Source organism: Chryseobacterium oranimense, assembly GCF_900129755.1.
Taxonomy (GTDB): domain Bacteria; phylum Bacteroidota; class Bacteroidia; order Flavobacteriales; family Weeksellaceae; genus Chryseobacterium; species Chryseobacterium oranimense.
Genome location: NZ_FQWT01000001.1, coordinates 567917 through 580774, shown reverse-complemented (window position 1 = coordinate 580774; position 12858 = coordinate 567917). Strand labels below are relative to the sequence as shown.

At 35.7% G+C, this 12858-nt stretch carries 12 protein-coding genes; 6 read left to right on the top strand and 6 right to left on the bottom strand.

Translation table 11 applies throughout. The features are described 5' to 3' along the window. Positions 1 to 382 precede the first annotated feature (382 nt). Positions 383 to 793, top strand: coding sequence for a 5-fold beta-flower protein (locus BUB03_RS02680; protein WP_073061282.1), 411 nt, complete (start codon positions 383 to 385; stop codon positions 791 to 793). Between the two features lie 314 nt (positions 794 to 1107). Here BUB03_RS02680 and BUB03_RS02675 read toward each other — a convergent pair whose 3' ends face one another. Beyond that, positions 1108 to 1569 (bottom strand): hypothetical protein, encoded by a 462-nt coding sequence (locus tag BUB03_RS02675; RefSeq protein ID WP_073060120.1) that lies wholly within the window; start codon positions 1567 to 1569, stop codon positions 1108 to 1110. Positions 1570 to 1789: 220 nt separating this feature from the next. On the opposite strand from BUB03_RS02675, the gene BUB03_RS21755 reads away from it, so the two are divergent. After that, positions 1790 to 1960, top strand: a complete 171-nt coding sequence (locus tag BUB03_RS21755; RefSeq protein ID WP_155859086.1) for a bacteriocin-like protein — start codon at positions 1790 to 1792, stop codon at positions 1958 to 1960. 335 nt (positions 1961 to 2295) lie between these two features. Here the strand turns inward: BUB03_RS21755 and BUB03_RS02670 are convergent, their stop codons facing one another. The 5 genes from BUB03_RS02670 to BUB03_RS02650 form a co-directional block, all read right to left on the bottom strand. Beyond that, a complete protein-coding gene (locus tag BUB03_RS02670; protein ID WP_073060117.1) occupies positions 2296 to 4452 on the bottom strand; it encodes a cytidine/deoxycytidylate deaminase family protein in 2157 nt (718 codons plus the stop codon). 188 nt (positions 4453 to 4640) lie between these two features. Then, positions 4641 to 4961, bottom strand: coding sequence for a helix-turn-helix domain-containing protein (locus BUB03_RS02665; RefSeq protein WP_073060113.1), 321 nt, complete (start codon positions 4959 to 4961; stop codon positions 4641 to 4643). Positions 4962 to 5175: 214 nt separating this feature from the next. Next, positions 5176 to 7578 (bottom strand): hypothetical protein, encoded by a 2403-nt coding sequence (locus BUB03_RS02660; RefSeq protein WP_073060109.1) that lies wholly within the window; start codon positions 7576 to 7578, stop codon positions 5176 to 5178. Between the two features lie 231 nt (positions 7579 to 7809). Beyond that, positions 7810 to 8247, bottom strand: a complete 438-nt coding sequence (locus BUB03_RS02655) for an SRPBCC family protein (RefSeq protein ID WP_073060106.1) — start codon at positions 8245 to 8247, stop codon at positions 7810 to 7812. A gap of 399 nt (positions 8248 to 8646) precedes the next feature. Continuing rightward, positions 8647 to 9468, bottom strand: coding sequence for an alpha/beta fold hydrolase (locus BUB03_RS02650; RefSeq protein WP_073060102.1), 822 nt, complete (start codon positions 9466 to 9468; stop codon positions 8647 to 8649). A gap of 425 nt (positions 9469 to 9893) precedes the next feature. Between BUB03_RS02650 and BUB03_RS02640 the strand changes: the two genes are divergently transcribed. The 4 genes from BUB03_RS02640 to BUB03_RS02625 all read left to right on the top strand — a co-directional run bounded on the left by BUB03_RS02640 (position 9894) and on the right by BUB03_RS02625 (position 12838). Then, positions 9894 to 10826, top strand: a complete 933-nt coding sequence (locus tag BUB03_RS02640) for a ring-cleaving dioxygenase (protein WP_073060097.1) — start codon at positions 9894 to 9896, stop codon at positions 10824 to 10826. 60 nt (positions 10827 to 10886) lie between these two features. Continuing rightward, positions 10887 to 11180: a GNAT family N-acetyltransferase gene (locus BUB03_RS02635; protein WP_073060094.1), complete on the top strand. Its 294-nt coding sequence runs from the start codon at positions 10887 to 10889 to the stop codon at positions 11178 to 11180. A gap of 82 nt (positions 11181 to 11262) precedes the next feature. Further along, a complete protein-coding gene (locus tag BUB03_RS02630) occupies positions 11263 to 12216 on the top strand; it encodes a VOC family protein (RefSeq protein ID WP_073060091.1) in 954 nt (317 codons plus the stop codon). Position 12217: 1 nt separating this feature from the next. Further along, a complete protein-coding gene (locus BUB03_RS02625; protein ID WP_073060088.1) occupies positions 12218 to 12838 on the top strand; it encodes an alpha/beta hydrolase in 621 nt (206 codons plus the stop codon). The last annotated feature ends 20 nt before the right edge of the window (positions 12839 to 12858 follow it).

The window sequence follows — 12858 nt, the reverse complement described above, 5'->3', positions numbered from 1 at the left end:
TTAATTGCTGTAATGTGGTCCAGATCATAAAAATGCGTTTTTTAATTTTCTAAGTTTGAGGTAACCAAAATTTATATTCTTATGAAACTATTTTTTATCATCATTCTTTTTGTTTTGCAGGCTGCACCAAATCTGAAACCCAATACAGAAATGAGGTTGACAAGAAATCTACCGTAAACGATAGAAAGTCTGATACCATCCGTGTAATACCTGAAGTTTCCGATACCTCAACCGTTACTAAAGACAGTGCTAATGTGCATTAAAACTAACGGGAAAGAAGACAGATTCCAAAACAATTACAGATATGCTGAACAGGTACCTGATTTTCTTCTATAAATCCGTATTTTACATTACCTGTTTTAAGTATAAAAAATTAAAAACCATGAAAAAAACTCTATTGATCTGTTTCCTTTTACTGAATCTTTCCATTGTGTGTGCACAAACTATAGAATCGGGAAGCCGGAGTACAACGGGCTACATCAAGCCGGACGGAACCATCGAGAACAGCAGCCGCTCGACCGTAGGATACATCAGGTCAGACGGGACGATCGAGGATAAAAGCCGCTCGACCATCGGTTACATTAAAAGTGATGGCACCATAGAAGATAAAAGCCGTTCTACCGTAGGTTATGTAAAAAAAGACGGGACAGTAGAAAACAGCAGCCGTTCCACCATTGGGTACATTAAAGACGATGGAACTGTGGAAAACAGCAGCCGGAGTACTATTGGCTATGCTAAAGGCATCAGAAAAGAGTGGGCGGCGGTAGTGTATTTCTTTTTTAAGTTAGATTGATCATTTTTTTGTTTAATGATCTTATCAGATATGTCCGCACCCCGTTCACAACCGTCTTCAGGGAGTGTGACAGGGCCAATAGGTCTTTAATAACGGCCTGAAGCCCCTTTGATAAGCCCCGGGAGACCGTTTTGCAAGTGGTTTTACCCCCTTGGGTAAGGGGGTATCGGCCGTTCCTTAAGGGGTATCGGCAGTTGGGCAAGTGCCTCCGGATGGTTGGGGAAGTGCCCGGAGACGCTTTGATAAGGCCTACAGGCTTTGTAAGGGGCTTTTTACTAATTCCCGGTATGTTTTTCCAGGCTGTTTATTGAAAATTACCGGACAAGAAGATAAATTCCGACACCAATGGCGGCATAAGCCACTACGGTAATAATATCTGCTATGGGCTGCGAAAAGCGTTTTTCTGCAATTTTCTCCCCATTGATCTGGTTCTTATGGAATTTCAGGATTTTTTTAGGATTATGAACCGGGTGTGCTACCAGGCTGTCGCTTTCCCACTTATCAACAATTACTTTGTAGCTCCTGCCATCCACATCTATTTTCACATTTTTACCGGCGGCAAGTTTCTCCTGAACATTCACCGGGGCGGGCATTGGCTGTGGGTTTTGGGATTCAGCAGCTGCATTTTTCATTGGGTTGGCAGTATTATTAGCCATTGCTGTATTCTTTTTAGACTGCTTATCGTTGGCCGCCGGATCCGCTGGCTTCTTTACCTGATAAGTATAGCAGCTGGTAAGAGAACATAATATAATGATGAAATAAAGATTCTTTCGCATGAGCCAAATTTAAGAATTAAACGGAATATTTAGCGTTTTCTTTTGAGAGATGATCGTTTTTGTTTTGATACTATTGTTGAGGAGATTTTGAAGAATAGAAAAAGTAAGCCTTACTTTCCAACAGAAAGTAAAAATTTTGTGTAGCAGAGAGTATGGAATTTATTATTCACACAATAAAGAATTTATGTATATTTAGCTTTGAACAAATTAAAATTTAAGCATGAAAAAATTCAAAAAACTTTCAAGAGAAAATTTAAAAGCAATTAAGGGTGCTGATAATCCAATTGTATGTCCAGCTAAACACTATCTCAAATGTGAATCTATATACGTATGTGATCCAGACCAGGGTATTTATGATTGCGTATGTTCTTGCGTTCCAATTGGCTCTTAAAAAATTAACACCCTAACTAAAGGGTGTTTTTTTATTCAACTAATTCTTAAAAATTCAGTTAATGAGTCTTTCCCAATATATCCCACTATGATAGATATGGAAGCTGATTTTATCGTTTTGGAATTCTTTCGCATGAGTCAAATTTAAGAATCAAACGGAATATTTGGGGAGTTTGTTTTGAAGGATAGTGGTCACGCAAAGGAAAGAGAGTTTTTTGCATCCTTGTCAAGGTTTTAAACCTTGACAAGGATATTTAATGCTAAAAACGATACGAAGAGATTCGTGCTGTAGTGGGGATACATTAGTAAGTTTAATAGTCTTATAAATGTTGATAATTATGTGTTTGTTTTTTTATCAGTTTTAGAAAAATCTATTATTCCATCAGTTTTCTTTCTATTAATTCTATCAAGTGCCATTACCACTTCTTCTGTTGTAAATTCAGCTAACATATTATCTAAATCTTTTTGTTTAGGCTTTACCTTAAGAGGCCTAATATTTGATCTTATTTTTGTTTCATCTTTTATTGACATAAAAGGTTCATATAATTTATTAAACCCCTTTCCAATTGCTCCTTGAAACATAAAAAGGTTAGGGTTATTATCTGAAATATTACCACCACCAAGAATCTGAGTTTTCGCAATTCCGGGATAAGGATCTATATAGAATATGTTTTTAACGCCAAGCTGAAAGGCTTTTTTTGAGCATAATTCACAAGGACTCGCTGTTGTAAACAGATTTCCTCCTTTTAATGGTTGGCCACCATATTTTGTTATTTGAAGCATGGCATTTTCTTCTGCGTGCAAGGATCGGGTATGTACTTGGTTTTTTTCTCCTTCAAAAGAGTTATGAAATTCTTTAAAACAAAAAGAGCAACTTCTTTCCTGTAATTTGTCTAAAATTTCTATTTCGGGAGCTAAATTTTCAGTAGCATTTTGCTTAAAAGTTTTTCCATTTCTATATGTGCCAACTATAGTATTACTTTTTTCATAATTAGTGAAAGCTGATAAATTTTTATCATTTTTTAGATCGTAAATATTTCTTAGTGAGCATGGCGTTTGTCCTTCAGGAACTTCATTCCATCCTATTGCTTTAACAGAAAATGAGCTATCTGTAACAACGGCACCTACTTGTCTTGAAATACACCCTGAATTTAATTTAGCATTGAAAGCAATATTCATTATTCTTTCGATCGAAGAAGGAGTAATCAATCCAGGTTGTTTAATTAAGCAAATAAGTTTTAGAGATTGTAACTCTAATGACTTATAGGTAAAATAATTCTTTAATTCACCTTTATTTAATGTTTCTTCATCATGTTCGGTATGAATCATTGAATCATCACTGTCCTCTTTATACATAATGGCGTCTATATTTTTATTATGTAAATTATCATCATCGATAAAAATATGATAATCACTTTTTTGGATGCAATTTTCTACATCGGGTGAACTAAATAAACCATTTTTGAAATCATCAGTTCGGTATTCTTTATCGTCAAAATTTTTGTTCTCTTTAAACTCTTTATCAGCTTTTTCGGAATCATTCAAGTATAGGGATTTTACTTTATTTTCAATATCTATAATTCTTGTTTTCTCTTTCTTGTTCACAGTTACTAAATAAAACCCGGAAAATCTTTCTTTAAAAAAATTTACTTCAAATGAGTTTTTAAGTGAATCAATTATGATATTGCATTTATTATCATTTACATCTCTGTATGCTTTAATTAATCTATTGATTGTTTCTGCAATAGTATAAATATGTTCTAATGATGATTCATATTTTCCTTCATTTATTTTTTTATCAATATTGACTATTTCATTAATATTTATTCTCCCATTTAATCTATAATATAATGAAAGAGATTGTATGAACCGTTGGCGTAATATTAGACTGTGTGAATCAAGTAAAGAAAAGAAATCACTTGTTATTTTTGTGAATTTCGAATGAAAGAAAAAATCATAAATTTCTTTACTATTTTTTGATTGTAGACATTCCTTTAAAGTTTCACAAGAAAAGTTAAATGTTAAAAGGAAAGTTTTGACATTGGTTTCATTAAAAAAAACTTTTACTTTTTCTAAAATAAAATTTGTACTTTCTATAGTTGATCCGAATCTTTCATATTCAAAATTTCTATATGATCCTAATTGAATAATCTTTGTTGGAATATTTAGTAAAAAATCACCTTCCTCTTTATAACAATCAAACAAAAAATTAAAAAAAATGACTTTTTTATATTCAAGAAGTTCAAATTTATTCCAATTTTTAATAGTTCCATTATTGAAATTGATGAAATTGCAAAGAATTTCATTTTTTAATCCCTCATTTAAGTTTTGTGATTTTATAAAATCTATTTCTGTTTTAAGGTTATCATTTGTAAAAGGATTGTCCGAATTACATAGAATTTCTGTTAGCTGATTTGCTCCACCTCTCATCCTACCAGTCAATCCAATTATGATAAAATTACTCCTTAGTTCGTATAATTTATTTACATCCATCTTAAGTTTTTAAAGTTTTAGTTTTATAATTGATTTTATTTTAGAAAAGTAAATATTTTCATACAATAAAAAAAAATTATTTAATAGAATTTATGTTTGTGTGATGAATTTTTAATTTGATTTGTATATATTTCGTTCATTAGACGAATATATTTTCAGTAAAATTAAAATTAAAAGATTGTTTACTTTTATCTATTAAAAAATGGTAAAACAAAATCCCAACTCTCGTCAGATTTTTTTGTTTTAATTTCTTTAATATCGTATTTCTTCTCTTTAATTGGTTCATCAGGTAGGAAGTCCTTAATTGAACAACCTAATGCTATGGCAATTAAATTTAAGTGAATTAAATTATATTTAGCTTTTTTAGAAGGGGCTTCTATCTGTGAAATGAATCCGATATTCTTACCAATCGAAAGAGAGAGTTCTTCTTGAGTAACACCTTTTGTTTCGCGGATTTCTTTTATACGTTTTATAACAAATCTTTCTATTTCGTCTAATGATTTATTCATAAGTCAAAGTGAATGAAAAACATCAAAAAATATTATGTACTATAGTGCATATTTTAAAATCAAAAGAGTTTTTTAAAACCTTTGCGTTAAAAAAACGGTCCGCCCGACGGTTCCTATCCGGGTTTCAAAAACTTTTAAAAAAATAAAACTGCTGAATTAAATAACAAAAAGCCTTTCAGGAAAACTGAAAGGCTTTTTAATCCGGAAAACTCTGTTATTTAAAGATTTTCTGATCATACAGAAGATTGTCATCTTCATCAAAACTTATGATGAGTACTCTGTATTGTTTGGCGCTGTCGTTATTAAAGAATTTTATTCTTGGAGGAACATAATCGCTGTCGAATAAATTAGGATTCCAGTAAAGGGTTTCCCGGGTATCGTTTTCAATTTTCTTTGCCGGATCATCATTATCCAGCATTTCAACAAGAAATTCCGAAGGTTTATCATATCCTTTTATCACAGATGAATTGTTTTTCTGTGCTTCTTTTTCATTGCTTTTGGATTTCATATTGCCTTTCATGGTGTAGATGAGTACTGCATCACCTATTAATCCGGCTCCTTTAAGAATTTTTACCATAGCGATATTGTTGACAGGAAGGTTGGCAATCATTGAAGGATCCGTAGGCGTCTCGTCTAAATACAACTTAGCCTGCTGATTGCGGATATAAGGAACATTAACTCCTGAATTATTCCGTTGAAATGTTAAACCGGCCGCCCGTCCCTGCAGCCAGTCAAATATATTATTGGATCCGGCAATATGCTGGTCTTCATTCACGAAATCGAATATAGTGGAATTCATAGAGCTAAACATTCCTGTGGACAGTTGTTTATCCAGCTCTTCTTTGGGATCCTGCTTTTTTCCTACCAGTTTTACTTCTTCAATCTGTACATCTGCATTCTCGATCTTTTTTGTATTTTTCTGGGTGTTGATAGCCCTGGAAATGATTGGAGCAACGGTTTTATTTTCACCGGCTTTTACTAATGTATATTTTGTTCCCGGGAAATTGCCTTTAAAGGGTACGGGATTTACCAATGGTTCTACAGTGACGAATAGATTATCAGTGCCGGATTCTTTATCATTTTCTGAATTTACAAACAATGAAACATTCAGGGGTTCATCATTGTTAATGTTATTTAAATAAGCATATCCGTTTTGATCTGTGATAAACTGATTAATGGAAGGTTCATTTTTACCTAATCTCAATACTAAGTTTACAGGGGTGTTGATCAGCATGGACCCATTTTTAATAGGCTTTACCTTGTAAGAAAGATAGGGTTGAGAAATGGTTTTTATGGTGGGCACAGCTCCGCTAAGTAAGGAATTCCAGTCAAATCTCTGCCAGCTTTCAGAAATAAGGAGTGCGTCCAAAGCTTCAGTATTGGCATTTTGATAAAAATATTGTGCGGGACTGTCTATTTTTGAAGTAAAATCTCCCGTTAACCAAAGTGCGCTCAGTATATTTTCTTCTTCCGGGTTCTGGGTGCCGTCGTCTTCACTTACCAAAACGGTATAATGTTTAAAATAAGACTCGGGGGAAAGATCAATGCTGTTAAAAGATCTTGGGGTTTGTTTTATGTTCTGGCCTACAATTTCTGCTTTCTCAATCTTTAAGTTGCCAGGTTTTATAAAGCAAAGCCTTTTGGCAACCAGATTGTCCTGGTCATCAAAAATGGCTAATTGCAGAATACCGTTAGCTCCATTGCTTATTTTTGTAGGAATAAGACTTGAAGCTTCGTTGGTTAGCTGATTGATATTGGCTTTATACGCCAGGTGATTATTGATGGTTCCTATAATCTTATAATTTTGAAGCTGTTGTTTCAGGTTGACGCCTTTTAAGGTATATTTAATCCCTTCTTTAGAGCTGTACACCTGCAAATTGAGGCCGCTGTCTGCAACCTGAGGTAAATCTATAGTCTGGCTTTTTCCTGCATTGTCCTGGATAATTACCTGGTATTTTTTTCCTGAAGCAGGCGTTATTTTAAATGAGGCAACATTTCTGTCAAAAGATTTAAATGTAGTGACAGGGACGTTGGGATTTTGGGTATCTATCACTTTTCCGGACCAGTTTTCCGGCAGGGAAGTGTTGCTGGATAATCTTACGGCAAATTTCGAAGGAACCCCGTTAATGAAAGTTCCGCCTTCCGGAAAGGCTTTTGCAGACCAGTCGGAGCTCTTAGAGATCACCAAAGATTCTTTGGAGCTGGGATTGTACACCGGAATGGTTTTCACCACCTGAAAATCTTCGTTAAAATTGGTCATGTAAGGCGTATAAGCTCTTACAAAATACACCTGTTCGGGAAGGTCTTCTTTCAGTTGGAAATCTCCGCTTCCTTCACCATTGGTCAGGAGTACCGTTTTCCAGTCTATAATTTTTTTATCAGAATTGTACAGCTCAACAAATAGAGTAGTAGATAATGCAGAACGGTTGTACCCATCAAATACAAAACTTTTAAACCATATTTTGTCCCCGGCTGCATACTGTGATTTATCGGTAAGTAAGTATACTTTTTCCTGTCCGTAATTATTCTCAAGACTGGTAAGTGCTTTTTCAAGTTTAGTTTGTGCCAGTACAGGCTGTACCATTGAAATAAGCAATACAAAGAACATATTTTTCATAGAAATCTCAACGCATTTTAATTCGGTGCTAATGTAGCGATTTAAAGGGTTGGAGCATTGATATTTTAGCTTCTTATTTCAGAATAAAGAATGATTATATCTTTCAGAATTGATTTTCCGAACTTGTAGATAGGATTCTTTTATAGTCTTTGGGTTTTGTGCAATTGAAAAGGATATTGTAGATTGCGTTAACCGTCTATGATACCGCTTCCGTTGATGACTGCTCTTGATTCAGAAAGGCTTACCTCTCCCTGTTTCAAGGTACAATTTCAGGCTTGCAGTGAATTGTTTCCATCCGTCTGTACAGATATCGTAGCATTCAATATCGGGACGTAATCCGACATGGGTAAGATGTAATTCTGTTCTGCTTTTGCTCTCGGTGATTTCCCAAATAATGGTTGTACCGATCCATTCTTTCTGATTTTTTAATCCTGGGACATTTAACAATGAATCTTCCACGTACCATACTGCTTTTTTACCGGGAATCAGCTCCTGTACTTTAAATTTTTTAAAAATTTGTTCCCCGAAACGAACGGTAAAAGATTTATCCTGTTCATTTGAAGAACCTTCAAACATCTCTGTCCACCAAAAGGGTATGCCATTGGTCAGGGCACTAAATATACTTTCCGGATGAGCATCCAGCTCTATTGTATTATTATAATTTTCCATATAGATTGTTTTTTAGTTTCCTTAAGGATGTTAAACTATTTTAAGCAAAATATTTAATGATTGTCTTAGAGGGTTTGTATGGCGATATACTGACTCGAATTTATGTTTTAATTTTTTTGTACATCTTGGCATATGGCAAGATTTTATTTTCTAATTTTTCCCGCAAACATAAAGCATCCGTGTAAATTCGTGAGATCAGTGGCAATAGAAAAGAAGATGAATCACATAACAGTTTTCTAATTTCTTCCCACGAATTTCACAGATTACACGAATGATTGCTTCATAATTTTAGCACTCTGAATAAAAGGATAGCATAAACATCTGTGCAGATCTGTGAGATCTGTGGGAAATAAAAAAGGTGAATCAAAAGATTCACCTTTCTATACTATAATAAGTTTATTACGCCTGGATAAATTCCAAAAGATCTTTATTAATTGTTGCATGCTCTGTAGTCGGCATTCCGTGAGGGAATCCCGGATAAGTAATAAGTTTACCGTTTTTCAGTAATTTTGCAGATTTGATGGCCGAATTTTCAATCGGAACAATCTGATCATCTTCTCCGTGAAGAACCAATACCGGAATATCAACTGCTTTCAGGTCTTCTGTGAAATCTGTTTCGGAAAACGCCTTGATGCCATCGTAGTGAGCAACAATTCCGCCCATTAGTCCCTGTCTCCACCAGTTTTTCTGGATTCCTTCTTTTACATCGGCACCCTCTCTGTTATATCCGTAGAAAGGAACCGTTAGATCAAGGTAAAATTGGTTTCTGTTATTAAGGGTCTGGTCTCTGATATTGTCGAAAACTTCCATTGGAACACCGTCAGGATTGCTTTCGCTTTTTACCATTACCGGCGGAACAGCACTGATCAATACTGCTTTTTTCGCTCTGCCGTTGGAATATTTATTTACGTAACGGATCACTTCACCACCGCCTGTGGAGTGGCCAATGTGAACTACGTCTTTCAGGTCCAGAAATTCTACCAGTTCAGCTGCATCAGAAGCATATTGCTCAATAGTATGATTGTAAATATTCTGGCTGGAACGGCCGTGGCCTCTTCTGTCGTGCGCTATCACTCTGTAGCCTTTCTGAAGGAAGAAAATTACCTGTGCATCCCAATCGTCTGATGACAAAGGCCATCCATGGTGAAACATCAGTACCGGTCCTTCTCCCTGGTCTTTATAAAAAATCTCTGTTCCGTCTTTTAGTTTTAATGTACTCATAATTTACTTTTTTTAAGGTGTTGTTAATATTTGTTTACTTTTTTTCTTAATTCTTTAGCAAATTTAGTGAGGTTTTCTCTGATAGAAATTAATCTAGTTTAATTTTTGTTCATTTTGATAAAAAAAATTAAACATTTTAAAATTACGTCTGTAAATCTTGATATGAACTTTCGTTTTTCATTATTATATATAAAGCCCGGTTTGTTACTCTGAGCTTGTTCAAGAGTCTTTACTGTATTTGAATATATATTATTAAGGATATTCATATATAGATACCCTTTATCCATTATTCTGAATGTTTTACTTATATATTATTCTGGTTTAAAAAAGTAAAACAACCTAAAATGTAATTTATTAAACTAGTTAAATGTGCAGCATTTCCTGTCGCCATACATTTGTCATATAAAAATTAAACAATCAGCAAAATGGAAAATAGAATATTAGGACTGCACCATATTACAGCAATAGCAGACAACGCAAAAAGAAATTTAGATTTTTACACCCAGGTTTTAGGCGTAAGGCTGGTAAAGAAAACCGTTAACTTTGATGATCCGGGAACCTATCACTTTTACTTCGGAAACGAAGAAGGAACTCCTGGAACGATCCTCACTTTCTTTCCATGGGAAGGAATTGGTAAGGGAACAAACGGTTCCGGTCTGGCAACCCACATCGGATATTCAGTTCCAAAAGGAAGCCTGGAATTCTGGAAAAACAGGTTGGCGCAATTTAATGTAGCGGTTGAAGAAGGTGAAATTTTCGGAGAAAAACTTATTTCATTCAACGATCCTGACGGCTTGCAGCTACAGTTCATAGAATCTTCAACACCAGATGACAGAAAAGTATGGACAACCGATGATATTCAGGATGAAAACGCTTTGAAAGGCTTCCACAACATTACTTTAACCCTGAAAAAAGCAGATCCTACCATTAAGGTTTTAACTGATATTTTCGGGTACGGTTTACAGAAACAGGAAGGCGAAAGATATCGTTTTGCCACAGATGCCATTGAAACTGCCAATCTTGTTGACATCATCGAAAACGATAAGGTTTTAGCAGGAAGAAATGCGGCAGGAACCAACCACCACGTTGCATTCAGAGTGAAAGATGACAATGTTTTGATGGAATTCCGAGAAAAAGTATTGTCTGCAGGATTAAACATCACTCCGAAGATCGACAGGGATTATTTCTACTCCTTGTATTTCCGTGAACCGGGCGGTATTTTGTTTGAAATTGCAACGGACAATCCAGGATTTACTGTAGATGAACCTTTAAATGAATTGGGAACAAATTTAAAACTTCCGAAACAGCACGAAGGATTACGTGAAAAAATAGAAGAAGTCTTACCGAAGTTATCATAGGTCATTCCTTCATTTTTATAAGAATTATATTTTAGCAATAAGCAATAAGCAATAAGCAATATGGAAACAACAAAAGTAGTTTTAGGAAACGTGAGAGGAGAAGTTCAGCTTTTCTCAGATGATAAAAAAATCGGTAAAATGGACATCTCGGTCATTGGAAATAAGCTAACCGTTTATCACACTGAAGTTGATGATGAATATGCAGGAAACGGTTTTGCCAAATTATTGCTCAGCCAGCTGGTATCATATGCCAGGGAGAACAATTTGAAGATCGTACCGCTGTGTCCTTACGTTCATGCTCAATTCAAACGCAACCCCGAAGAATACAACGATGTCTGGTTAAAAGAAGAATAACCCGAACAACGATAACATTAAACCCAAAACTCGAAACCCGGAACCCGAAACACAAAACTTTAAACCCGAAACCCCAACCACTATGTCACTCATCACAGGCCTTCACCACGTTACCGCCGTTACCGGCGACACCCAGGAAAATATAGATTTTTACACCGGAGTTTTAGGACTTCGGTTGGTGAAAACAACCGTCAACTTTGACTATTCCGATGTTTACCATTTCTATTTCGGCGACGAATTCGGAACTCCGGGAACTATTATGACCACTTTTCCGTACGGTAAAGGTCTGGTGAACGGAAGGCATGGCAAAGGAATGCTGAATACAACGGCTTTTTCACTCTCCATCGATTCTCTGGACTACTGGACGAACCGTTTGGAACAGTTTAATATTCCCTTTAAACAGCCTCAGCAAAGATTTTCCGGTGAAGTTTTTGTGTATCTGGAAGATTTTGACGGATTAGGTCTCGAACTGGTTTTTAATGATAAAGATGACAGAAAAGGTTACTATAACGGATTTATTCCGAAAGATTATGCCATTAAAGGAATTCACCATGTTGAAATCTGGCTGGATGCCTACGAAAGGACGGCTGCTTTATTAACCACCCAGATGGACCATCAGTTAAAAGCTGAAAGCTCAGACAGATTCAGGTTCGGAACGGAAAATAAACCGGGGAAATATGTTGATCTGCTTTGCACTCCAAACGCCCTGAAAGGTTTGGCAGGAAGAGGAACAGTTCATCACGTCGCTTTTGCCACTCCAAATGCAGAAACGCAGCTTGAAATGATTGAAAAATTAAACAAATTCGGATTGCAGCATACCGAAGTGAAAGACAGAAAATACTTCACATCCGTCTATTTCAAAGAGCCGGGCGGGGTTTTATTTGAAATTGCCACTTCAGGTCCGGGCTTCGACATAGATGAGGAATTGGCATCTTTGGGAGAGCATCTGAGCCTGCCGTCACAATTTGAAGAGAAAAGAGAACATTTGGTGGGAGTTTTACCAAAATTTAATTATCCAACAGAAAAATACAGATAAAATGAGTCATATTTTAGATATAAAAACAGGAGGAAAATCATTGAATGAAGCTGAAAAAGCTTTAGTAATGATTCACGGCAGAGGAGGAAGCGCACAGGATATTTTGAGCTTATCACAACATCTGAATGTGGAAGGTTATGCATTATTGGCGCCACAGGCCACCAACGGAACCTGGTATCCTTTTTCATTCATGGCTCCCGTTGAGCAAAATGAACCCTGGTTATCATCAGCTGTTGAGAATGTCGGAAAAACGGTTCAAACCGCTTTGGATGCAGGAATTAAAGCTGAAAATATTTACTTTTTCGGGTTTTCGCAGGGAGCATGTTTAACATTGGAATTTTTGGCAAGAAATGCGCAGAGATTTGGTGGAGCGGTAGCAATTATTGGCGGAGTGATCGGTGAAAAAATAAACCGTGAGAATTATCAGGGTGATTTTGCCAAAACTCCGGTTTTCCTCGGAACCAGCAATCCGGATTTTCATGTTCCGGTGGAAAGAGTGTATGCAACTGCCAATATTTTGAAAGAAATGAATGCAGATGTTACGGAAAAAGTGTATGCTAACTTCGGACATTCTATCAATCAGGAAGAAATAGAACTCGCGAATTCTATTGTTTTCAAATAATTAGTTATCTGCCACGAATA